This window comes from Sphingobacterium sp. JB170 (assembly GCF_900163865.1).
In the GTDB taxonomy this organism is placed as follows: Bacteria; Bacteroidota; Bacteroidia; order Sphingobacteriales; family Sphingobacteriaceae; genus Sphingobacterium.
In genome coordinates this window covers 22,000-44,980 of record NZ_FUKU01000033.1, presented here as the reverse complement: position 1 = coordinate 44,980, position 22,981 = coordinate 22,000, and the positions used below count along the sequence as shown (strand labels likewise).

General features: G+C 39.9%; 20 protein-coding genes. 6 read left to right on the top strand and 14 right to left on the bottom strand.

Translation table 11 applies throughout. The features are described from left to right. Positions 1 to 57: 57 nt before the first annotated feature. The 13 genes from FM107_RS10450 to FM107_RS10390 all read right to left on the bottom strand — a co-directional run bounded on the left by FM107_RS10450 (position 58) and on the right by FM107_RS10390 (position 12,559). Positions 58 to 501: a BT0820 family HAD-type phosphatase gene (locus FM107_RS10450; protein WP_218778956.1), complete on the bottom strand. Its 444-nt coding sequence runs from the start codon at positions 499 to 501 to the stop codon at positions 58 to 60. After that, the gene (locus FM107_RS10445) at positions 501 to 1,691 is read right to left on the bottom strand and encodes an N-acetylglucosamine-6-phosphate deacetylase (RefSeq protein WP_086948459.1); all 1,191 of its coding nucleotides are present in this window, start codon (positions 1,689 to 1,691) and stop codon (positions 501 to 503) included. Before FM107_RS10445 ends, FM107_RS10450 begins: the two co-directional genes overlap by 1 nt. Continuing rightward, complete coding sequence (locus tag FM107_RS10440; protein ID WP_086948458.1) at positions 1,667 to 1,984, bottom strand: hypothetical protein; 318 nt, start codon at positions 1,982 to 1,984, stop codon at positions 1,667 to 1,669. The genes FM107_RS10445 and FM107_RS10440 overlap by 25 nt, the downstream gene beginning before the upstream one ends. 6 nt (positions 1,985 to 1,990) lie before the next feature. After that, complete coding sequence (locus FM107_RS10435; protein WP_086948457.1) at positions 1,991 to 2,611, bottom strand: 2,3-diphosphoglycerate-dependent phosphoglycerate mutase; 621 nt, start codon at positions 2,609 to 2,611, stop codon at positions 1,991 to 1,993. Between the two features lie 4 nt (positions 2,612 to 2,615). Further along, positions 2,616 to 3,962, bottom strand: coding sequence for a dihydroorotase (locus FM107_RS10430; RefSeq protein ID WP_086948456.1), 1,347 nt, complete (start codon positions 3,960 to 3,962; stop codon positions 2,616 to 2,618). A gap of 8 nt (positions 3,963 to 3,970) precedes the next feature. After that, positions 3,971 to 4,741: a type I methionyl aminopeptidase gene (map, locus tag FM107_RS10425; protein WP_086948455.1), complete on the bottom strand. Its 771-nt coding sequence runs from the start codon at positions 4,739 to 4,741 to the stop codon at positions 3,971 to 3,973. Between the two features lie 20 nt (positions 4,742 to 4,761). Continuing rightward, positions 4,762 to 7,101, bottom strand: a complete 2,340-nt coding sequence (locus FM107_RS10420; protein WP_086948454.1) for a ribonucleoside-diphosphate reductase subunit alpha — start codon at positions 7,099 to 7,101, stop codon at positions 4,762 to 4,764. A gap of 40 nt (positions 7,102 to 7,141) precedes the next feature. Continuing rightward, on the bottom strand, positions 7,142 to 8,113 hold the full coding sequence (locus FM107_RS10415) for a ribonucleoside-diphosphate reductase small subunit (RefSeq protein ID WP_086948453.1): 972 nt from the start codon (positions 8,111 to 8,113) through the stop codon (positions 7,142 to 7,144). Then, entirely contained in the window at positions 8,106 to 9,548 is a 1,443-nt protein-coding gene (locus FM107_RS10410; protein WP_143559473.1) for a M17 family metallopeptidase, read from the bottom strand. The genes FM107_RS10415 and FM107_RS10410 overlap by 8 nt, the downstream gene beginning before the upstream one ends. Further along, the gene (locus FM107_RS10405) at positions 9,538 to 10,164 is read right to left on the bottom strand and encodes a peroxiredoxin (RefSeq protein WP_086948452.1); all 627 of its coding nucleotides are present in this window, start codon (positions 10,162 to 10,164) and stop codon (positions 9,538 to 9,540) included. The genes FM107_RS10410 and FM107_RS10405 overlap by 11 nt, the downstream gene beginning before the upstream one ends. Before the next feature lie 5 nt (positions 10,165 to 10,169). Further along, the gene (locus FM107_RS10400) at positions 10,170 to 10,634 is read right to left on the bottom strand and encodes a tetratricopeptide repeat protein (protein WP_086948451.1); all 465 of its coding nucleotides are present in this window, start codon (positions 10,632 to 10,634) and stop codon (positions 10,170 to 10,172) included. Between the two features lies 1 nt (position 10,635). Further along, entirely contained in the window at positions 10,636 to 11,232 is a 597-nt protein-coding gene (locus FM107_RS10395) for a superoxide dismutase (protein ID WP_086948450.1), read from the bottom strand. A 346-nt stretch (positions 11,233 to 11,578) separates the two neighbouring features. Further along, positions 11,579 to 12,559 carry an AraC family transcriptional regulator gene (locus FM107_RS10390; RefSeq protein WP_086948449.1) on the bottom strand — a complete coding sequence of 327 codons (981 nt, stop codon included), beginning with the start codon at positions 12,557 to 12,559 and terminating at the stop codon, positions 11,579 to 11,581. A gap of 137 nt (positions 12,560 to 12,696) precedes the next feature. Between FM107_RS10390 and FM107_RS10385 the strand changes: the two genes are divergently transcribed. The 6 genes from FM107_RS10385 to FM107_RS10360 all read left to right on the top strand — a co-directional run bounded on the left by FM107_RS10385 (position 12,697) and on the right by FM107_RS10360 (position 19,690). After that, the gene (locus tag FM107_RS10385) at positions 12,697 to 14,448 is read left to right on the top strand and encodes an ABC transporter ATP-binding protein (RefSeq protein WP_218778955.1); all 1,752 of its coding nucleotides are present in this window, start codon (positions 12,697 to 12,699) and stop codon (positions 14,446 to 14,448) included. A 70-nt stretch (positions 14,449 to 14,518) separates the two neighbouring features. Then, positions 14,519 to 15,190: a class I SAM-dependent methyltransferase gene (locus tag FM107_RS10380; protein ID WP_086948448.1), complete on the top strand. Its 672-nt coding sequence runs from the start codon at positions 14,519 to 14,521 to the stop codon at positions 15,188 to 15,190. A gap of 35 nt (positions 15,191 to 15,225) precedes the next feature. Continuing rightward, complete coding sequence (locus FM107_RS10375; RefSeq protein ID WP_086948447.1) at positions 15,226 to 15,960, top strand: siderophore-interacting protein; 735 nt, start codon at positions 15,226 to 15,228, stop codon at positions 15,958 to 15,960. A 50-nt stretch (positions 15,961 to 16,010) separates the two neighbouring features. Further along, on the top strand, positions 16,011 to 16,985 hold the full coding sequence (locus FM107_RS10370) for an alpha/beta fold hydrolase (protein ID WP_086948446.1): 975 nt from the start codon (positions 16,011 to 16,013) through the stop codon (positions 16,983 to 16,985). A gap of 30 nt (positions 16,986 to 17,015) precedes the next feature. Beyond that, positions 17,016 to 18,740 carry an ABC transporter ATP-binding protein gene (locus FM107_RS10365; RefSeq protein ID WP_086948445.1) on the top strand — a complete coding sequence of 575 codons (1,725 nt, stop codon included), beginning with the start codon at positions 17,016 to 17,018 and terminating at the stop codon, positions 18,738 to 18,740. Next, positions 18,722 to 19,690 (top strand): AraC family transcriptional regulator, encoded by a 969-nt coding sequence (locus FM107_RS10360; protein ID WP_086948444.1) that lies wholly within the window; start codon positions 18,722 to 18,724, stop codon positions 19,688 to 19,690. Before FM107_RS10365 ends, FM107_RS10360 begins: the two co-directional genes overlap by 19 nt. Positions 19,691 to 19,723: 33 nt before the next feature. On the opposite strand, the gene FM107_RS10355 is transcribed toward FM107_RS10360, so the two are convergent. After that, positions 19,724 to 22,978, bottom strand: a complete 3,255-nt coding sequence (locus FM107_RS10355) for a hypothetical protein (protein WP_086948443.1) — start codon at positions 22,976 to 22,978, stop codon at positions 19,724 to 19,726. Between the last annotated feature and the right edge of the window lie 3 nt (positions 22,979 to 22,981).

The window sequence follows — 22,981 nt, the reverse complement described above, 5'->3', positions numbered from 1 at the left end:
CATCTGAAAATTGATTTGGACATTAACCTCACTAAGGAAAAACCGATTATATCCGATTTATCCGCCAAGTCCAAACCACTTTTTCTTTTTATAGTTGATATGAGCCTCTTTATTCCTTAATTGATGCGCATACTCGCCACCTTCGGGATGAAGTGCCTGCCATATTGCATCCCAACCCAGAAAGCCGCCTACATTACGGTCATCAATAAAAATATCTGCGTTTACTTTCCTGCTGAAATTACCTTCGAGAGTTTCTCCTGGATAATTTTCGTTGACTGCATAGAATACCATACCATTTTTCGTACAAAACTCAACGGCATCTTCCAGTGATTTCCCTTTCCTGTAAGTCCACAATATCAAACGGTGTCCTTTGGATTGAAGCGCTTTAAGTGTAGCGAAAGCAAACATCATTTCGTTTCCAATTTTTGGATAAGCATGCTCTACTATCGTACCATCAAAATCTACGGCAATTACCTTACCATTTAACTTTATCATATGCATTATGGTGTTCTTTTATAAACTAGAATCCCTTTTTTATATGTTTCAAGGACACAAAGACCGTCATCTGTTCTTTTCATAACGACAATATCCGCAAGAGCACCTACTTTGACCCCTTTTTTTTCTTTCGAACCCATAAATGCGGAGGGTAATAAACATGCTTTTTCTATGGCCTCAGAGAATGTACATATTTTACGATTTATTAAACAATTGATACCGTGAAGGATATGCTGGGCAGATCCAGCAAATATCTTGGGATTACCTTTTAGGTGAAGCAAACCCTTATCTGTTAATGTTACGTATCCACCAACCTCTGTCTCATAATCACCGGCAGGCATTCCAGCTAATGTAACGGAATCACTTACAATCATCATTTTCCTACGTTTGATTTTTTGGAACACATTAAGCAGATTATTCGGTAAATGGTGTCCATCTGCGATTACGCTAGCAAAAAGTCTGTCATCACTCAATTGATCCCAAATATAATTGTGGTGCCGGGGCAAAGTAGCATGAGATCCATTTCCCAAATGAGTTGAAAGAGAAGCACCTGCTGTAACTACACGATCTATTTGCTCTGATGTAGCAGCGGTATGGCCAATAGCCACTTTCACACCTGCAGCTACGGCACTCATGGTAAAAGAAACCGCTTCCGAATATTCTGGCGAAATGGTAACTATCTTTATCATGCCAGAGGCTGCGTCTTGGAGCCGACAAAATTCCTCCCAATCAGGTTTACGAACATGTATTGCCGAATGGGCGCCACGCGGCCCGTCATGTGGAGAGATATAAGGTCCTTCCAAATGGAAACCCCCAATCATCGGATTATTTACAAGAATTGCAGTATGCTGTTCAAAAAGAGTTTTGAGATTATCATATGAATTTGTAATCAATGTTGGATAAAATGTGGTAACACCCACCGACGCCAGTTTTTCAATTACGTTCTTCCATGCTTTCTCGTCCATTCCCGATTTATTGAAATCGTATCCCGCATAACCATTAACCTGTATATCTACCAATCCTGGCGTAATAATTCTATTTTGTTCTATCGTTTCGCGGTCTTCTAAAATTGAGGCAATTTTCCCCTTATCAATGATTAAAGAAATAGGCTTTTTCGTTTTGTAATGAATACCTGTAATCGACCCTTTGAAGTTAAGTCTATCAAGTTTCGTTATTTGCTGAATTTTTTTCTCCATTTTAACTTTTCATTTTGGCGGTCTATAATCAAACGGGCAATGATATGTCCAGCAGTTTCTTCCTTGTTAGCATTAATCAATTCTTCCCTTACTTTACTTTCATCGACATCAACCCTGTACAGCAATGCCAACAAAATATTGAAATTCGAAAGAATAAGTTCATTGATATGTTGGGCCATCATGTCCAACATATCAGAAAATGCAGTAGTACCGACAGAAGGAATCACATTCATGGATTTTAGTGACATCAATAGTTCTTCTAAGCGTTCTTCTTGTGATATCTTTTCGCTCATGGTGTGTTAAAGTATATTTCTAACTTTGCCCAGTTTTACAGCTTTCATATTTCCATCAAAGAAAACATATGTCAGGGGCTTGCCTGTCGCAATTTCCCTTTCGAGTATTTCTTTTGAAGAGAGGTGTTCCAAATACATAATCAAAGCCCTTAAACTGTTACCATGAGCCACAATTATCACATTCTTCTGCGCTTGCAATTGTGGCTGTATAAAATGTTCAAAATAAGGTATCACACGATTGTAAGTGTCTTTTAGGCTTTCGCCACCGGGAGGGGCTATATCAAATGAACGCCGCCAAATATGTACCTGTTCAGCCCCGAATTTTTTAGCAGTTTCAGTTTTATTCAGCCCTTCGAGTTCGCCATACGAGCGTTCGTTTAATGCCTCATCCATGATGACAGGGGTGTCCGTTTTACCCCTTTCGTTCAGGATAATTTTCAACGTATTTTGTGCCCTAATGAGCTTCGATGTAAATGCCACATCTATCTTTTCTTCTTTCAGAATTTTCCCTGCTTGTTCGGCTTCCAGTTGTCCAAGTGCAGTAATATCAACATCTTTCCAACCTGTAAAACGATTTTCCAGATTCCATTGTGATTGTCCGTGTCGGACGAGAAATAATTTTGTCATAGTATTATGTATTAAGTTTTACTAAGGCTTTTCCTTTTAGGTCTTCACTAAAATGCCCTTCTTCATAAACAAGATATCCATTGACAATTGTGTGGCTTACCTTGGTTTGAAAAACAGAACCTTCCAACGGCGACCAACCACATTTATACAGTATATTGCCTTTTGAAACCATCCATTCCCTGTTCATATCCACCAATACCAAATCAGCATAATATCCCTCCCTTATAAATCCCCGGTTCTCGATTTGATAAAGTATAGCAGGGTTGTGACACATCTTTTCTACTATTTTTTCAAGCGAAATAATTCCCTGTTTATAATATTCAAGCATTATATTCAGCGAATGCTGCACCATAGGTGCACCTGAAACTGCGGTAAAATAGTTGCCGTCTTTTTCTTCAAGGGTATGCGGTGCGTGGTCGGTGGTAATCAGGTCAATGCGGTCATCTAAAAGGGCTTGCATCAAGCCTTTCCTGTCGTTTTCAGATTTTATAGCCGGGTTCCATTTTATTAATGCTCCCAAACGGTCGTAGTCTTTTTCCGAAAACCAAAGATGCTGTACGCAGACTTCGGTCGTGATTTTCTTGTCTTTGAGCGGGATGTCATTTCTGAACAGACGTGCTTCTGCCGATGTGGTCAAATGCAGGATATGCAGGCGTGATCTATATTTTTCCGCCAATGCGATAAAATCCTTTGTAGCTTCTATGCAGGCAGTTTCGCTTCGTATCAGCGGATGAAGACTAAAAGGAATATATTCTCCGTATTGCTGTTTGTAAATACCTTCGTTAGCTGTAATGATAGTTTCCTTTTCGGCGTGTACGGCAATAATACATTTACAATTAGCAAACAGGTTTTCCATTACCTGTGGATTATCTGCAAGCAGGTTTCCTTTCTTAGTAAAATACAAGCCGTCGTCTGATACTGCCAAGAACTGCGAGGTATCCATCTGAATAATTTCATCAATATTATCAGCATTTACTCCCATAAAGAAACCAAAGTTTGCCAAAGACTTTTGTGCTGCCATACGGTACTTTTCTTTCCATAGTTTCAGCGTGAGCACATTAGGTTTCGTGTTCGGCATATCAATAAATGAGGTAACTCCCCCTGCTATCGCTGCTTTACTTTCGGTATAAAAATCTGCTTTGTGTGTTAATCCCGGGTCGCGAAAATGAACCTGCGCATCAATGATACCCGGAAATAAAAATTTACCAGTTCCGTTAATCACTTTTGTATTTGATTGATTAAGTGCAGTACCTATTTTCTGGATATTTCCATTTTCAACGAGTACATCTGCATTCGTAATGATGCCTTCATTGACTATATTTGTATCTTTTATGAGAATAGGTTGTGTCATTTTTATTGCTAATTCCAAATGCCGTTGGCTTCTGTTAAAATAACAGGAGTGCAGTCAGTAATGATAATGGTATGTTCGTGCTGGGCTACATAGCCGCCTTTATTCCCTACAAGTGTCCATTCATCCGATTTCGGATTGCTCAATACAGCCATTGTAGAATGCGTGGCTATAAATGTTTCCACGGCAACAACTGTATTTTTCCTAAACCGGCTAAAATTCATTTTGTCCCTGAAATTGGGTATGGATGGTTCTTCGTGCAGCCTGTTTCCGATGCCGTGTCCCGTAAGATTGTGTATCACTTTGTAGCCTCTTTTTTTAGCTTCCGTTTCAATAATAAACCCCACATCTTTTACCCGTATACCGGCTTTGATGTTGCTTATTGCTTTCTTTAGGATTTGCTTGGATGCATCAACCAAAACAGCGTGGTTGTGAACATCGTCTCCCAATACAAACGAACCGCCATTATCAGCCCAAAAACCGTTTAGTTCGGCAGACACATCTACGTTTATCAAATCACCTTCTTTTAATATTTTTGCGGCTGAAGGGATGCCGTGTGCAACCTCTTGATTAACACAGATACAGGTACAACCCGGAAATTTATAGGTGGAATAAGGCGCTGATTTTGCTCCAAAACTGTAAAGCATCTTCGCTCCGAAGTCATCCAGTTCTTTTGTGGACATACCGGGTTGGGCGTAACTCTGCATTGCCCTTAATGTAAGGGCAACCGCTTTGCTTACTGCCCGCATCCCGATTAAATCTGTTTCTGTTGATATTGACATTGCTTTTGATTATTAATTGTTTAACTCCCACAGGCAATACACTCTTCTGGATTATCCAGTGAGCAGGAAATATCCACTTGTTTGTCTTCCGATGATTGTACCGTTTCTACTGTGAATTTGATAGCATCTGCCGCTGCTTTAGTGCGCAGGTAATACATACCCGTTTTCAATCCGCTTTTCCAAGCATAGAAGTGCATCGAAGTCAGCTTTGCCATATTGGGTTCTGCCATAAATAGGTTGAGCGATTGGGACTGACAGATAAATGCACCCCTATCGGCAGCCATATCAATGATGGTTTTCTGTTTAATCTCCCAAACAGTCTTGTACAGTTCTTTTAAGTCAGCGGGAATTTCCTCAATATTTTGAACAGAGCCATTCTCGGCAATCAACCTGTTTTTCATTTGAGCGTCCCAAAGGTTTAACTCTATCAGGTCTTTTAGTAAATGCTTATTGACCACTACAAACTCACCTGAAAGTACACGCCTGTTATAAATGTTACTAGTATAAGGTTCAAAACATTCATTGTTGCCTAATATCTGAGAAGTAGAAGCTGTAGGCATCGGAGCCACTAACAAGGAATTGCGTACGCCAAATTCCATTACATTTTTACGTAAACCTTTCCAATCCCAACGGTCTGATGGCTTTACATTCCATAAATCAAACTGAAATTTTCCTTCGGAAAGTGGCGATCCCTTAAAACTTTCGTAAGCTCCTTCTTCCTTCGCCAATTCCATGGAGCTTTCCATTGCCGCATAATAAATCGTTTCAAAAATATCTTTATTCAGTTGCCGTGCTTTCTCACTTTCAAAAGGCATTCGCAACAGGATAAATACATCAGCCAGCCCTTGTACGCCCAAACCTATCGGACGATGCTTGAAATTGGAATTTTGTGTTTCGGGCACAGGATAATAGTTGCCGTCTATGACTTTATTAAGGTTTCGGGTAACGATTTTGGTTACTTCATACAGTTTCTGAAAATCAAATCCGGTGTCTGTAACATATCTCGGTAAAGCCAATGAAGCCAGATTACATACCGCAACTTCTTCGGCATGGGTGTATTCCATTATTTCCGTACAAAGATTGGAACTGCGGATAACACCAATGTTCTTTTGGTTGGATTTCTCGTTGACCGCATCTTTGTAGCACATATACGGTGTGCCTGTTTCTATTTGGGCTTCCAGTATGGCATTCCACAGTTCACGGGCTTTTACCTGTTTACGGAATTTTCCTTGCTGTTCGTATTGCTGGTACAATGTTTCAAACTCATCGCCATAAGTGTCGTATAATCCCGGAGCTTCGTTGGGATCAAATAATGACCAATCGGCATTTTCTTCCACACGCTTCATGAAGAGGTCGGGTATCCAAAGGGCAGGAAACAGATCCCTTGCCCGCATCTCTTCTTTACCGTGGTTTTTGCGGATGTCCAAGAAATCAAAAATATCTGCGTGCCACGGCTCCAGATATATTGCCATAGCTCCTTTCCGTTTACCGCCTCCCTGGTCAACATATCGGGCGGTATCGTTATACACCCGTAACATCGGGATGATGCCATTGGATATACCGCCCGTACCTTTGATATAACTTCCCGTAGCCCGAACATTGTGAATGCTCAAGCCGATACCTCCGGCAGATTGAGAAATCAGGGCACAGCGTTTCAACGTGTCAAAAATACCACCGATGCTGTCCTCGGTCATACTCAACAGAAAACAGGACGACATCTGCGGTTTGGGTGTTCCGGCATTGAACAAGGTAGGTGTAGCGTGGATAAACCACTTCTCGCTCATCAGATTGTAGGTTTCGATTGCTGCCGCAATATCTTCCTTGTGGATACCGATTGCCACCCGCATAAACAAGTGCTGCGGACGTTCGGTTATCTTTCCGTTGGTGCGAATGAGGTAAGAACGCTCCAGTGTTTTAAACCCGAAATAGTCAAAATTATAATCACGGTCATAGATAATACTGCTGTCTATGGCATCTGCATTTTTTCGGATGATGTCATACGTTTCTTTGGACAGTAAAGGAGCGTGCGTATTGGTTACGGGGTCGATATAATCGTAGAGTAATCTGGCCGTTCTGGAGAAAGATTTCAAGGTGTTCTTGTGCAGGTTGCTCACGGCAATTCGGGCAGCAAGCACTGCAAAATCAGGGTGTACGGTCGTGTAAGCCGCTGCCGTTTCGGCGGCGAGATTGTCCAGCTCGGTAGTGGACACATTATCATAGATGCCCTGAATTACTTTCTTGGCAATTTCGATGACATCTTTCTCGTCTACGGCAAGTCCGTATACTAATTTGTGAAGCCGTGCCGTAATCTTATCGAAGTGTACTGCTTCCTGTTTTCCGTTTCTTTTTATTACATACATTGAGTTGCGTTAAATTTTATATCTAAATTTCTATATCCAATTAAAAATCCTCATCCAGTGAAAAACTGTTGTTTTCTTTCACTCCCTGTGCTACACCGGTCTTTTGGTATTCGCCTACACGGCGTTCAAAGAAGTTGGTCTTTCCCTGCAAGGAAATGAGTTCCATAAAGTCAAATGGATTGGTAGCATTCCAAACTTTTTTACAGCCTAAAGCCAGCAACAATCTGTCCGCTACAAATTCAATGTATTGGCACATCAGTTCGGCATTCATACCAATAAGCCTTACGGGCAAGGCATCTGTCACAAATTCTTTTTCAACTTCAACAGCATCTGCTATTATTTTTTGTACAGTTGCTTCGGGCAGTTTGTTTTGCAGATGATTTACGTACAGCAAACACGCAAAATCACAGTGCAAGCCCTCGTCACGGCTGATAAGTTCATTTGAAAAGGTAAGACCCGGCATCAATCCTCTTTTCTTCAACCAGAAGATAGAACAGAAACTGCCCGAAAAGAAAATGCCTTCTACCGCAGCAAAAGCAATCAGCCTTTCAGCAAAACTTTCGCTCCCGATCCAACGCAATGCCCAATCGGCTTTTTTACCTACACACGGAATGGTTTCGATAGCCCGTAACAGGTAATCTTTCTCGACACTATCTTTCACATAGGTATCAATCAGTAAGGAGTACATTTCCGAATGGATATTCTCAATCATAATCTGAAAGCCGTAAAAACAACGTGCTTCGGGATATTGCGCCTCCTGTATGAAATTAACCGCAAGGTTTTCGTTGACAATACCGTCACTTGCCGCAAAGAATGCCAGCACGTGCGATATAAAATAGCGTTCGTCTTTGTTCAGCTTGTTTTGCCAATCGTTGATATCCGGCGACAAATCCACCTCTTCGGCAGTCCAAAAGCTGGCTTCGGCTTTTTTGTAGAATTGCCAAATATCATCGTGCTGAATGGGAAAGATGACAAAACGTTCTTTGTTATCCTGTAAAATCGGTTCAGTCATCTTTGCATTTCCTCTTTATAAATTCATACAGCAACCGTACAGGTACAGCCGTAGCTCCGCTTTGCCTGTATCCTTTGGTTTCTTTGACAAATGCTGCCCCTGCAATGTCCAGATGTATCCACGGGTAGTCGGCAAAATGTTCGAGGAAAATGGATGAAGTACTCACGCCTCCAATCGGACCTCCCAGATTGCTCATATCGGCAACCGATGATTTCAGTAATTCTTTATATTCTTTCCAAAGGGGCAGTTGCAATAACCGTTCGTAAACCTGTTCACCAACTTCTTTCAGTTCGTCTATTCTTGGTTGGGTATTGCCCAACACGGCTATGCCGAACGAACCTGTAATAGCAGCCGAAGCTCCGGTTAAGGTTGCCATATCAATGACCAGTTCTGGCTCAAACCGTTTGGCATAGGTCAGGGCATCGGCCAATACCAAACGTCCTTCGGCATCGGTATTCCGTACCTCTACCGTAGTGCCGTCCATCATTGTTATCACATCATCAACGACCAAAGCATTGGCAGAAATCTTATTGTCGGTGGCTGGTACAAGACCGATGACATAGTAAGGTAATTTGTTTCCGGCTATAGCGGCAACCGTTCCGAGAACTGCCGCTCCGCCTGCCATATCGCATTTCATCGTGAGCATATTCCCGCTTATTTTCAGGGAATAACCTCCCGTATCAAACATTACGCCTTTGCCGACAAATACCAAAGGCTTTTCATTGACGGCATTATCCGGTTTGTAGTGAAAAATATTGAACGTAGGGGGTGTTTCCGAACCTTTGTTCACAGCTAATAAACCGCCCATTTCCAATTCCTGTATCTGTGTTTTGTGCAGGACTTCCGTTTCAAAACCGAACTGTTCCCCTGCTTCGGTAGCCACTTCTGAAAACTTTAAGGCATCCATATAATTGACCGGCTCATTGACCAATGTTTTGGTCAGAGCAACAGCTTCTGCAAGCGTTTTAAGTTCCGCAATTTTTTCTTCGGGAAATGAACGCCTGCGGATATGAACCGCTATCTGCTGTACGTTCTTCTTTGCTTTGTATCTGTCAAAATCATAACTGCTCAATAGCATTCCTTCCAGAAAGGCATAACGCTCGTCTTCGGATAGTTCATCCAATCCCCGCATTCTTGCGGTTTGAATTTGCTGTTTCTGCAATGCAACATACAGCGAAGCTCCTGCCAGTCTTAATGCCTCTTTTTCCCTGTCGGGTGTTACGGCTATGAAGTTTCGTCTATTGCCAAGCGTGGTAATGACCGCTGTTTTGTTTTCCGTAAACGCTTTGTCTATATTTTGTGCCAATGACTTTTGAAATCCAAACCGGTCTGCCTGCTCTTTGGTAACAATGAGCACGATATTATCAGCCTCATCGGGAACATCTTCTTTATTTGCGTAGGGTATAAGTTTTATATTTAAGTAATTATCCTGCATTTTGTTCGTTCAATTTTGCTGTTACCGTTTGTTGCCCCGGTGTCCAACCGCAACCTGTCAGTTCCTCTGTCTGCAAAGCGTCCAGCACACGCAGCACTTCATCCACATTTCTGCCTACATTCATTGGATAAGCACTTACCCATTGGATAATGCCTTTAGGGTCGATAATAAAAGTGGCACGGTAGGCTACTTTTTCATTGCAATCCAGGATGCCCATTTCTTCGGCTAAGGATTTAGAAGTGTCCGCCAGCATCGGGATAGTGAGGTTTGCCAAGCCGGGATGATTTTGTCGCCAGCCCAGATGCACAAACTCGGTATCGGTGGAAGCTCCTATTACGATGGCATTACGTTCCGCAAACGCCCCATTGCTTTTGTCAAATTCTATAATTTCGGTTGGACACACGAATGTGAAATCCTTTGGCCACCAGAACAGCACAGTCCATTTGCCCTGCTGTGAGGCGTGCCCTTGGTTGATGTCCGTAATTTCTATTCCCTTTTCGGTGGTTACCACGGCTTTCTTACTAAAGTCGGGCAATTTATCGCCAATGGATAATATGCCTTTTTGCACCAATTGTGCCTGCTGACTGCTCATTAATTTCTTTACTGAATTGCACATAATCTCTAATCAATTATTATTAAATTATTTTCTACTAATTGTTCTTTAAGTGTTCTAAAAAGCTGTTCCTGCTTTACTTTTCCGGTATGATTTTTTTCTGCAAACCGCACATAACTGAGTGTAGCTCTTTTCAGTTCCGACTGTATTTCATCGGGATTAAACTCTTTATTAGCAGAAAGATGCAAGAGGTAATACACGGTGCGTTTGAGCATATTTTCGGCTTCTTCGAGGTTGCCAAGCTCTTCGTAGGTATTCGCCAAATTGTTGCAGGAAATGATGTACACCTGTATGAAGGGGATTTTTAAGCGGATACAATCCGGAATATGATTGTTCAGCACCTCTGCCCGGTACAAAGCATCTTTGTAGCCGGATAATGCTGTTTCAAAATCTCCTTTATTAAAAAGTTCGTTATTAGCGACCGTTAATGCCTGCCAATATTTTTCTATGTGGTTCATACAGGTATCACTCATTTTATTTTAAGTTGTTGTTGGCAAAATCCCAGTTTATGATTTCCCAAAATCCTTCTACAAACTTTGGACGGGCATTGCGATAGTCGATATAATAGGCGTGTTCCCACACATCCAGCGTTAGAATTGGCGTTTTGTTTGCTGTCAAAGGCGTATGGGCATCTTTCATCGGTACGATTTCCAGCTTTTGGTTCTCGTCCTGTGCAAGCCACGCCCAGCCACATCCAAACAGCTTTACTGCCGTAGAAGAAAACTGCTCCTTGAAGTTTTCAAAGCTGCCGAAGTCTCGGTTGATGAGTTCGGCAATTTTACCTTGTGGTGCTTTGCCGCCATTGGGCGAAAGGCAGTGCCAAAAAAAGGTGTGATTCCAGTGCTGTGCAGCATTGTTGAATAAAGCAGCATTGTTTTCCGAAAAGCCTTTTCGTATGATTTCTTCAACTTTAGCTGTTTCTAACGGAGTGTCCTTTACCAACCCGGACAGGTTATTGACATAGGTAGCGTGATGCTTGCCGTAGTGATAGTCAAATGTTTCCTCTGTAATAATGGGGTTCAGTGCATTTTTGTCGTACGGAAGCTCCGGCAATACTTGTGTAATTCTCATCTCTTATTGTTCTTTAGTTTTAAAATTTTAATAGCTCTTTTTAATTGACTAACCTGGCTTAATTGCTCTGTTGCTTTCTTCATATTGCTCTGCATCAGGTTATTGTCCCGGATATTTCTTTCCAGGTACTTTTTATTTTCTTCCAATAACTCTATTACATACTCCATATTCTGAAAATTCACAAATTAGATTAGCAAAAATAATAAGTTAGATAATACTAACAAAATAATTAGACAAATTATTTTATTGCTTACTAAAAGTGAGTGTTATAAATAGAATTGTATAGAAAAGCAATTACTCCCGAGTAGTTAGGAGTAATTGGATTAAAAGCAGAAGGATATGGTAATTACTTTTTAAACTGGCTGGGAAGGATACCGAACTGTCTTTTAAAAGCAGCAGAAAAATGGCGTGGGTTTTTATAACCGATTTGTCGGGATACTTCGCTTACTGTCATATTTTGCTCGGTGAGTAATTGTTTAGCCTGTTCCATTTTGGCATTGTTCCAGAATGCGAAAACAGTTGTTCCGAACAGTTCTTTAAAACCTTTTTTCAGGATAAAGTCATTGGTTCCCACCTTATGGGCTAAATCTATAAGCGAACAGGCTGCATCCAGATTTTGAAGTATAAACTCCCTTACCGCATAGATTTTATCTACATCTACCTTCTTTATAGATGTATTCAGGAAAGAATTGTCTGTGAACTGTTCTAACTGAAGTAATAAAAGCTCGATAACTTTGGCTTCCAAAAACATTCGTTTAAAAATCCCTGTTCGCTCGCAATTCATTATTTCATCTACAATCTGGTACATCTTATGGCTGACCGGATGATGACTTTTTGCGAGTAATCCCGATTTTCCTTTCTCCATTGTGTTTCGGAACACATCAAAAAGGTGATGTTCCAGGGGAAGGAATTTTTTAAAAAATTCAGGGGCAAGATTGATTTCACAAAGCTGAAACTGGTCGCTTTCCCATAGCATTTTACCGCACATTCCATTTGCATAGATAATATTATGCTGATGCGGTGTAAAACTCACAGACTTATCTAAAACATTTGTTGACACTGTACTTTTTCCTTTTAGGGCAAAGTGCATTTCTATGGTTTCAAAATCACTTTCAAAATCAAGCCGGACACTGTTCCGCAATAGGGTATCTCCAAAGCCTATGTGAACACCTTCAAAGTAGATTTCCTTATAGAAGCCCTTACCAAAATAGTGCTCTATAAAGGTGGTCCTTTCAATAATACCCTCTTCCGAAGATATATTCCAATCCGGATATTCTTTCTCTATGAGCGTAATATTTTTCTCATTGTCATACAACCGTAAATTCATTCCTTATTGTATTAATAATCCGTTTTGCGGACATTTTAATCCCTCTTACATACCTGTTAGTATAATCTAACTTTTTATCTTTGTACAAAGTTATAAATAATTTAGAACCATTCTTAATAGAGGGCTATATTTTACCAATGAGTGATAAACAGAGAAAGAAAAACGGAATTTCCAGGCTGCTGGAAATTGCAGGAAGACGAAAATTATTGCTTTTCGTATCTGGCTTTTTTGCCGTAGTACACGCTATATTAAGCCTTGTACCTTATGTGCTGGTATTTTACATTATCCGTGAACTGACTAAGGATACAGTAGATTTTACACTGACACGTACCTACATCATTTATGCTGTCATTGCTGCTGTGGTGAGTATGATTGTATTGTTCCTGTCCGGGATTTTATCTCACATTGCTGCATTCAATATTTTGTATGAATTGCGGAAATTCATTGCTGATAAAGTGGGAAAGCTGCCGATGGGTTACCTCAACAACCGTAATTCCGGTGCGTTAAAGAAAATCCTTTCGGATGATGTGGAGCGGATTGAAAGTTTTATTGCCCATCAGATACCTGATTTTGTAAAGGGAGTAGCCCTGCCTGTCATCACCATTATTTTCCTGTTTTCACAGGATTGGCGACTGGCTGCCATCAGCTTTGTGCCCTTGTTGGTTTTAGCGGTAATGATACCTAAAATGTACGGAGGCAGAAACAAGCAACTGATAAAGGATTACCATCAATCATTAGAAGATATGAATGCGGGCATTGTGGAATATGTGCGGGCTATGCCGGTAATGAAAATTTTCGGACAATCGGCAGAAACATTTGATAAATATGGCAATACCGTAAAGCGTTTTAATAGTTTCGTGGCAGAATGGGTCAAAAGCAGCACTCCGGGCTTCGCGGTGTTTATGAGCTTTACCAGCAATGCCATGTTGCCGGTGCTGGCTTTAGGTTTATATCTGTATTTTCAGAACGGGGTTACACTTGCGACATTTTTATTGTTCCTGATTTTGGGAACGGGTTATATCAAACCGCTTTTTGTGTTGAGCAATATGGGAATGCAGCTTTCCATCATCAATCGTGGCGTTGAACAGATTGATGAACTGCTGTACCAGGAAGATTTAAAGGAATATGGGGAAGTCAGAAAGCCAGAAAATTTCAACATCGAATTTCAGGATGTTTCTTTTGCCTATCAGCATAAGAATTGGGTATTAAACAATATCAGCTTTGAAATAAGAGAAAACACCATAACGGCTTTGGTTGGTCCTTCAGGAGCAGGAAAAAGTACCGTGGGACAATTACTGTCCAGGTTTTGGGATGTAAATAACGGAGGGATCTATATCGGGGGAATTGACATAAGGAAAATTCCTACCGAGCAGCTGATGCAGATGGTTTCCTTTGTCTTTCAGGACAGTTTTATGTTTCAGCAAACGATGTATGAAAACATCAGAATGGGTATGGACAAAACCCGTGAAGAAGTAGAACAAGCCGCCAAGGCTGCACAAATTCACGATTTGATATTGAGCTTGCCCAATGGATATGAAACGCTTTTCGGGCAATCCGGTGTGCACCTCAGCGGTGGGGAGCAGCAGCGTTTTCAATTGGCGAGAGCTATCCTGAAAGATGCCCCTGTTTTGATATTGGACGAAGCCACGGCATTTGCCGACCCTGAAAATGAATATAAGATCCAGCAGGCATTCAGCCAACTGATAAAAAACAAAACCGTACTGATCATCGCTCATCGTTTGAGCACCATTACCGATGCCGACCAGATATTGTTGTTTGATAAAGGGCAATTATCCACAAAAGGCAATCACGATGAGTTGTTGAAGCAAAGCGAATTATACCAACGAATGTGGAATGCCCACATTAGGGCGAAAGAGTTTGTAATTTAATGGATAATGGACAATTGAAAGTGGAAAATGATCTTTCAACTTTCCATTCTCAACTTTCAACTAAATAAAAATGAGCAAAATAGAACTATTTGAAAATGAAAGAGCATCAGGATATAATCAGTTTGTAGAAACCTGGATACCCGGTTATAACTTTTTTTTAGACCATTTGCCCAATCTGTTGAGCGAAACGGAACAAAAAGATTTGTTGGTAGTGGGTTGCGGAACGGGGAATGAAATAGAACGATTTGTCCAAACAACCGAGCACTGGAAAATAACCGGTATAGATCCTTCTCCTCAAATGATTACGCAGGCAAAGGAAAGGTTTCAAGATTTTGAGAATGTAGAATTAATGACCGGCTTATTGTGTGATTTAGATAAGGAAAAGAAATTCAGTGCCGCTACGCTTTTGCTGGTTTTACATTTTATGGAAGACAACGGCGATAAACTCCGTTTATTAAAGGATGTTTCTGAAAGACTGGTTTCGGGTGCTCCATTTGTAATGTTGGACATCACTGGCGACAAAAGTCAAATCAAACAAAACCTGAATGTTCTACGGCTCCTTTTACCTGACGGATTAGACGAAGAGCAAATAGATAATAGCCTGAACAGAATTGAAAATGAGCTGTATGCAGTTTCTGAACAAAGATTGTCGGAATTGTTGCAGGAAGCAGGATTTGAGCCTCCACTTCGCTTTTTTCAATCCGCTATTTATATGGGATGGTTGACACGGAGAAATGGATAATGGTCAATGCTAAAACATAATTAAGTAAAAATACTATGCCTAAAGTACCTAAATGGATGGCAAATGCAATGGAATCACTTTTTAGCGGGATGTATCATCCGGTTAAAGTTATTGCAATTGAAGATTTGCAACCTCGATTAAGAAAAATTCGATTTGAAGGAGATTTTGCAAACGTCAAAAAGGAGTTTATTCCGGGGAATGTCATCGAGTTCAGGATCAGTGATACGGAGTTCAGACATTATACGCCTTCATATTTTAATCGGGAAGCAGGTGTCTGTGATGTCTTGTTCTACCTGCACGACAAAGGCCCTGGAAGCAAATGGGTAGAAAATCTAAAAGTTGGAAATAAATTAAACCTGTTAGGTCCCGGCGGAAAGATTAGATACAATCCTGAATTCAAAATACATATTGCCTTTGGCGATGAAACCTCGTTGGGTTCTTTCGTCTGCATTAAAAATGAAACTGAAATACAAAATCATCAGTTTTTTGGAATTGCAGAATTAGACCATAAGAACAAGCATTGGACACAGGTGTTGGGATTGGATGTTTTTACAGTTTCAAAAGATGAAAGCACAAAAGCTAACAACGCAATATTGAAATTAGAAGAATTGTTGAAACAAGAAAATCTAAATAAAAGCGAAACAAGTTTTTACCTGACCGGAAATGCAAAATCTATTTTGTCAATAAAGAAATTTCTTATTGGAAATGGTTTTACAAGCAAACAAATTCAAACAGAACCTTATTGGGTAGAAGGGAAAACAGGACTTTAATAATAATGGATAATTGAAAATGCACTTTCAATTAGCTTATACCAAAAAAAATGAAGATACTCGATTTTAAATACAGCTTTAAAGTATGCTTACTGCTATCGTTCAGCATTATGGTGCTTTCTGTCAATAAGATTTCTGCACAAACCCAATCGAAAAGAAGTGATTGGGTTCAAGCATCATTTCAGGATAAAAACCCGCTTCACCTTGTAAATATAGGCGATGCCGATTTGGGCGTACGCTATAAAAAAGGCGAAGGAACACCGATTGTATTCGTTCATGGTTCGTGGGATGATCATCATTCCTGGATACACGTTGCAGAGATACTTTCAACGAAAATAAACAATCCGATTGTTCTCTATGACAGAAGAGGACACAGTGCTTCCACTCCTGATAAAGAACAAGGAACGATTTCGCAGGATGTAAGTGATTTGGTTTTGTTAACCGAAAAATTAGGATTTCGGAAAGCTCATTTTATTGGCCATTCTTATGGTGCCAATATTGTTGTGAAATTAGCTACTGACCATCCTGAAATAGCTGAAAGTATTGTTTTGTATGAGCCTCCGATGTTTGGGGTACTAAAAGATAAACCTGAATATAAGACTGAAATGCAACAGGTAAAAAAAGCAATGACAACGTCAAAATCATTATTGGAGAAGGGTGCAATACAAGAAGGAACTATTCAATTTATAGAGAAAGTAGCCTTTGGCGAGAACAGTTGGAAAGAAGTTTTTGATGACCGGGCAAGAAGTACCATGCTGGCAAGTTACCGTACCTGGCTCGACCAGTCTAACGATCCCGAAAGGCTCAATATTCATCCCGAAAGGCTTAACTACTTCCAAGGAAGCATCACATTGATTGTCGGGACAAACTCTATTCCCGTATATCCGGCGGTAGCAAATGAGCTGAAAAATAAAATGGAGAAAATTCAAGTTAAATCTATTTCCGGAGCAGGACACGGTGGCTTGATCTCGCATGTAAACGAAACTGCTGAAGCCATCCTTTTAAGCTTAAAAAGTGATAAATAATACCCTTCGCAAAGACAATTCAAGATAATTATGATCAAGAACTTACAATACGTTACTTCATTCAACCGAAAAGAAACCTGGAAAGTTGCTCTTTGGGAAATCGTTCACAGCATTTTTATAGCAGCACCTTCGGGAATTTTGCTGGTCATTATCTGGGAACTGTTTTCCGATCAGCCGGATAAAAGCAAGATCTGGACAGTAGTGGGATTGATGGCAATAATGTTGGTGATACAGTTCTTCATAGCTTCCAAGTCAATGGTTAAATCCAACATCTGGGTGTATGATTTATCCACCAAGCTGCGTATTAAATTGGGAAACCGCATCCAGAAATTCTCACTGGGCTTTTTCAAGAAGAAAGATCCGGGAGAAATCGCTTCCGTGGTATTACAGGACGTGGCCAACTTTGAAGGTATTTTCGGGCATAGTGTCGGCAATCTGGCATCGGCAGCATTTGGAACAGTGGTACTTTCCATCTTTCTGTTTATTTACGACTGGCGTTTGGCACTTTGCCTGTTGACTGCTTTACCTTTAATCTATCCGTTTTTGGCATTGGCAAATTATTTTGTGAGCAAATTGGGTAAAAGGCAAATTGCAGCACGCAATACAATGGGGGCTAAATTTCTGGAATATGTACAGGGCATCCGTCATTTGAAATCTTATGGTTTAACAGGTGAAAGACACAAAGGCCTGGAACATGCTTTTGAGGATTTACGGAAGAAAAGCATCAAAATGGAAGCCGTTCCCGGTCCGTTTGTCATTACGGCAGGTATCGTGTTTGAAATCGGTTTTCTGGCAATGGTCGCTTTGGGATTATATTACCTGAGTGGAAACTCCATTACCATTCCGGTATTGATTACGTTTCTGATAATGGGGTATAACCTTTACAATCCCTTGAAAGTGGTAATGGTTGATTATTTGATTCTTCGGTATATGAACGAGAGCCTGAACCGTGTCGTCAATGTGATGGAAGAACCGACAATGGAAACCGGCAAAGATGAGTTGCCTACCCGTTTTGATATTGCTTTTGAAAAGGTAAGTTTCGGCTATCTGGATAAAATGACGGTTCAGGATTTGAGCTTTACCGTTCCAGAGAAATCAATGCTCGCCTTGGTGGGGCATTCCGGTTCCGGTAAGACAACAATTGCTTCGCTCATTGCACGTTTTTGGGATGTCAATTCCGGAAGCATCAAAATTGGTGGTGTGGACATTCGAAACATCAATCAGGATAAATTTTACGGCTTCATCAGCGAAGTCTTTCAGGAAGTCTATCTGTTTGACGATACCATTTATAACAACATTAAAATCGGTAAGCCTAATGCTACAAAGGAAGAAATCATCGAAGCAGCCGACAAAGCACAGGTATTGAGTTTTGCCTGGGAGTTTCCCGATGGAATGGACACGCTGGTTGGTGAAGGCGGCAGTAAACTTTCGGGCGGGCAAAAACAGCGTATCAGCATTGCCCGTGCTCTACTGAAAGATGCTCCAATTGTTTTATTGGACGAAGCCACGGCAAGCCTTGACCCTGAAAACGAGATTTACATTCAGCAAGCTATCCAGGAACTGGTAAAATCTAAAACCGTTGTGGTTATTGCCCACAAATTAGCAACCATTCAAAAAGCCAATCAGATATTGGTTTTGGAAAATGGTAAAATCGCCGAAAACGGAACGCATACAGTATTATTGAATAGAAACGGTATTTACCACAGAATGTGGGATATACAGCAAAAATCTGGCGGATGGAAAGTAAAAAAATGAACTTCGTAGCAACAAGCTATAATAGCATTACTCCAAATTTAACTTCCTTTCCTGTTGTATATAGGAAGAAAGAAAGTTCGGGAATTTACAGACATGAAATTATATTGGATAAAATAAAGATTGTTTACATCGAGAATTCATCCAATCAATATATTGTGTTGGATGTTGATTGCAAAGAAAATAGTGTTGTTTTTTATTATCAGTTTTCAGGAAATGGAACATTTGGTGCTGGACAAAATGAGAGTATGACACTAGCTGCCAATGAGCAAGCTTATTCACTCAATACTCAGAAGAAAGACCAGATAAACTTAAGTTCGCATTCCTCTTGTTGTTTGATGCAATTAAAATGTGAATATATTGATGACTACCTGAAAGAAATGGATAACAGATGGTTTTTTCATTTTTCATTTCATCATTACATGACTGCTCCTTACCACAAACATCAGCTTCCTATAACGCCACTCATGCGTGATTGCTTAGAAGAAATTTTCCAATCCAAAAGAAAAGGTATGTTCTTGAAACTTCACATAGAATCACTTACATTACGTTTGCTTCTCTTACAGTTTGAACAGATGGAGAACCATGATTTCAGTGTTTTCTGCTCTTTAAAGAAAGCGGATGTAAATAAAATTTACAAGGCAAGAAAAATCATCACTTCAAAACTGAATCAGTGGATAACCGTTAACGAACTGGCAACCCTCGTAGGAACGAACGAGTACACTTTGAAAAAAGGTTTTAAGGAACTCTTTGGAGTGCCGGTCTTTGAGTTTATTCAAAACCACAAAATGGAAGAGGCTCATAAAATGTTGTATAATTCTGAAATGAATGTTTCAAGTATTAGCGATATGATTGGTTATAAAAATGTCACCCATTTTTCCGCAGCTTTTAAAAGAAAATTTGGCTTCAGTCCAAGCGAGTTAAAACTATCTCATTTAAAAAATAAAAAATAGCAGAGATTCACTTTTTTTCTCTGCTATTTTTTGTTACTTGAAATATTGGGATTCCAATAACTTTTGCTTCTCGTCTGGCGTTGATTTTTTCAGTAGATTGTACCAATCGATAGCCGTGATTTTCTCCTTTGAATCTTTAGCATTAAGATAGAATTCTCTAATTACGCTTAAGAGCATATCTTCCGAAATAATGTCTGCACTTGTATTACTTAATACTTCAATTCCCTTATGGTCAAAAATATAATTCTGATTTTCATCGCAAAGTAAAAGTGGGACTTCTTTAAATCCGGCAGTAGCTCTACCGGCCAAATATTTATCGTGGTTCTTTTTAAGAAATTTCTCTACGGAGGGTTTCCCATACAATTGATTCATTTGTACCAATGCCAAATAACCTGGAATAGATTTGGTAAGAAAAGGAAATCCCTCAACACGGGCAAAATTTCCGGTACCGAAATATTGCTCTGCAATAAGCTGTGTCGTAACAAAACGAAGATAATCTCTGTCCTCCTCACGACTTATATCGGCAATCCATCCATGGTTTTCCGGCAACACCATTACATTGGCAGAGGTATGCAGGTCTTCGTCATATCGCGGTCTTTCTGCAATTACTAATTTGGAATAAGGGTATGCTTCCAAATGCTTGTTCAGAAATGCTAAAGCTTCTTTGGCTGATTCTATCCATACATCGATATTATAGGGATGCCCAGGATGATAGTACACTTCAATTTCTATAGCTTGTCCAGCGATTTGTACTTGCTGTTTTTGAGAAGCGTAATTGGCCGATAAAATATGCCATTGAAAAGGAATTGTCTTCTCGCTTTGGAATTGAAAATAATTTTTTCCGTTATCTTTCCAAGATTTCACCCGTATTCCTGGACTTACGATTTGTTGCTTTTCGGAGGTACTAATCACCGCATTGAAAGTAAATCCATTAGATTGAGTAGAAGCAAAAGAATAATTACTATCTATGCTTTTTTCTGCACTAGGCAATGACGAAGTAAAAGGCGATAATGCATAGACCTTTCTGTACTTATTACTTATCAACTCTCTCCTGTTATCATAGCCGCCAATAAAAGGGAGAAAATCTTCTGACATAAAGGATCCATTGAACGCAATGTCCAATTGCGGATCATCGTTCGTAAATCCTTCGTATTGCTTTTGTACCGTTACATTCAATACAACAGTATCCCCAGGAAGAATTGGTTTTTCTAATTTGTATATAGCATGTCTATGGTCATCATCTTTGGATAACAATTCCAACTTGTTTCCCAATATAGATATGGTTTCAATTGTCATAAAATCTACCCACTCAACATGTAAATTTTGAATGGCTTCCGAATAAGGGTTTACCAAACTGATTTTTGCATCGTAATCAAACTTTCTTATATCAGTATCCAGATTCATGGACAAATCTATGTGTTGTATCTTGGGCTGCAGTAAATGCTCATATTGCTTATACTTCTTCTCATAATCAGCATCGTTACTACGGTCTTCTTCTTTTGTAGAAAACTCATTTTCTACATTCACCACCTGATAGATATCGCGAGCCGAATAAACAAATACACATACAGCTATAAGGCACAATACTGCTATTGTTTTTGAAGTTTTCCCTTTCAGATTAAACCGCTTAAGAAAAGATGCTGCTAATCCTCGAGGCCATACCAATAGACCAATAAGAGCCAACGATAGGCTTAATGAAATCCAATAAATGCTATACCATAAATTAGCCAGGCTGTAAAAGCTGGCTCCATTCATATCGGTATATTTAAGCGACCCTGGCGAAATAGCAAATGCAAAGCGGTGTTGCTCCAAAACCTCTATTTCGTGAAGAATGATGGTAACCACAAGAACAAGAATTGTGAGACTGTGTGCAGCATATTTTTTTCCCGTTATTCCTGCAAAAGCCACAGCAATTAATATAAACTCAATGTATTTGGGCATCCATCTAAAAAGAATCTCTTTAAAATAGACACCTAACTCAAAATTGAAATAGCCCTTAGCTGCTTGTACCGAAATACCAAAAACAATAAGACAAATACACAAAAGCAGACTAACCAATACCATAGCGTTCACTTTAGAAACCGCTGTTACCCATGAAGGTACAGGTAAGGCATCTGCTATTCTCCAAAATTCGCTTGTCTGGCTACGGAACAGTAATTCTACTGTATTAATACAAATAAATAACAAAAAGTAAAAAGATAGTGCAATGGTGATATTGGTTACCTCCACCGTAACAGGTAAAGTGGGAGCCACAGAATAATATTGCTGTTGCCAAACCGCAATGAAGCAAATGTACATGACCAATAATAACCCCAAAAAAATCTTAAACCCAATAGGTGAAACAACACTTCGAAACTCAGTTAGCGTGAGGGAAAACACGTTTTTCCAATTTAACCAAAAGGAGAATTTCGGTTTCTCATAAGCAGATTGGGGATCCCTGTTGATTATCGATTGTGAAACAGGTAAGTCTCCGTCTCTTAGCTGTTTTTTTCTATCTCCAGCAACAGCTTTGCTGAATGTTTTAAATGCAAAACGTTTTCTGCTTATCCAGAGAAATACAATTGCTAAAAAAAGCCATCCTACACGGTTCCACATCAGGTTTTCACCTATCGAGGGTATGTAATTGTTCTTTTCTGCGGGAGACATGTGTGCCAATGCATCTTCCAATACACCAAAGGCAGTTGGATCGAGCAAAGCAACCGCACGATTTACATCTTTCATAGAAACGGCAAATATCATGAACAACATGATAAACATACTAGCCAGATAAGCACTCCTTACATTACGTGTTATGGTGGCAGCACAAAAACTGAATACATATAGTATAAAGGTATTGGGGATAAGGATGTAAACTATTGCCATAAGCAATGCCTGAAAATTTACGGGTCCCATGTTTGGAATAGGCAAGAAAGAGTAGCAAAACGCACCTAGAAGATAGAATAAATTCAACCCCAGCATAATGGTAAATCCTGCCCAAAAACGTCCCCAGAAATATCCGGATTCGGATGCAGATGTGGTAAAAATGATGGAAGAAAACCGGGCTTGCAAATCCTTGGTAATGACCGCTCCTCCAATGATGGCCGTAACGATAAAGCCGATGTATCCTATTCCTGCAAACACGGTGAAGAATATAGCCGAAGCGTTGGCATAGGTTTCATCATTGGCATAATACTCGCCACTGTGGTGCATGTAGTAAAGACCTTGTAAGAACATCAAAATACAGATGATCCATATAAAAGGACGCTTTAACTGTTGTATAATTTCAAAATTATATATGGTTTTAAACATGGT

Bases quoted from the DNA above. Each gene is read 5' to 3' on its own strand.
- FM107_RS10410 (WP_143559473.1), bottom strand. From the start codon at position 9,548: ATGCAGGATAATTACTTAAATATAAAACTTATACCCTACGCAAATAAA.
- FM107_RS10415 (WP_086948453.1), bottom strand. From the start codon at position 8,113: ATGACTGAACCGATTTTACAGGATAACAAAGAACGTTTTGTCATCTTT.
- FM107_RS10450 (WP_218778956.1), bottom strand. From the start codon at position 501: ATGCATATGATAAAGTTAAATGGTAAGGTAATTGCCGTAGATTTTGAT.
- FM107_RS10400 (WP_086948451.1), bottom strand. From the start codon at position 10,634: ATGAGTGATACCTGTATGAACCACATAGAAAAATATTGGCAGGCATTA.
- FM107_RS10445 (WP_086948459.1), bottom strand. From the start codon at position 1,691: ATGGAGAAAAAAATTCAGCAAATAACGAAACTTGATAGACTTAACTTC.
- FM107_RS10390 (WP_086948449.1), bottom strand. From the start codon at position 12,559: ATGAATTTACGGTTGTATGACAATGAGAAAAATATTACGCTCATAGAG.
- FM107_RS10440 (WP_086948458.1), bottom strand. From the start codon at position 1,984: ATGAGCGAAAAGATATCACAAGAAGAACGCTTAGAAGAACTATTGATG.
- FM107_RS10395 (WP_086948450.1), bottom strand. From the start codon at position 11,232: ATGAGAATTACACAAGTATTGCCGGAGCTTCCGTACGACAAAAATGCA.
- FM107_RS10385 (WP_218778955.1), top strand. From the start codon at position 12,697: ATGAGTGATAAACAGAGAAAGAAAAACGGAATTTCCAGGCTGCTGGAA.
- FM107_RS10435 (WP_086948457.1), bottom strand. From the start codon at position 2,611: ATGACAAAATTATTTCTCGTCCGACACGGACAATCACAATGGAATCTG.
- FM107_RS10360 (WP_086948444.1), top strand. From the start codon at position 18,722: ATGGAAAGTAAAAAAATGAACTTCGTAGCAACAAGCTATAATAGCATT.
- FM107_RS10355 (WP_086948443.1), bottom strand. From the start codon at position 22,978: ATGTTTAAAACCATATATAATTTTGAAATTATACAACAGTTAAAGCGT.
- FM107_RS10380 (WP_086948448.1), top strand. From the start codon at position 14,519: ATGAGCAAAATAGAACTATTTGAAAATGAAAGAGCATCAGGATATAAT.
- FM107_RS10430 (WP_086948456.1), bottom strand. From the start codon at position 3,962: ATGACACAACCTATTCTCATAAAAGATACAAATATAGTCAATGAAGGC.
- FM107_RS10420 (WP_086948454.1), bottom strand. From the start codon at position 7,101: ATGTATGTAATAAAAAGAAACGGAAAACAGGAAGCAGTACACTTCGAT.
- map (WP_086948455.1), bottom strand. From the start codon at position 4,741: ATGTCAATATCAACAGAAACAGATTTAATCGGGATGCGGGCAGTAAGC.
- FM107_RS10365 (WP_086948445.1), top strand. From the start codon at position 17,016: ATGATCAAGAACTTACAATACGTTACTTCATTCAACCGAAAAGAAACC.
- FM107_RS10405 (WP_086948452.1), bottom strand. From the start codon at position 10,164: ATGTGCAATTCAGTAAAGAAATTAATGAGCAGTCAGCAGGCACAATTG.
- FM107_RS10375 (WP_086948447.1), top strand. From the start codon at position 15,226: ATGCCTAAAGTACCTAAATGGATGGCAAATGCAATGGAATCACTTTTT.
- FM107_RS10370 (WP_086948446.1), top strand. From the start codon at position 16,011: ATGAAGATACTCGATTTTAAATACAGCTTTAAAGTATGCTTACTGCTA.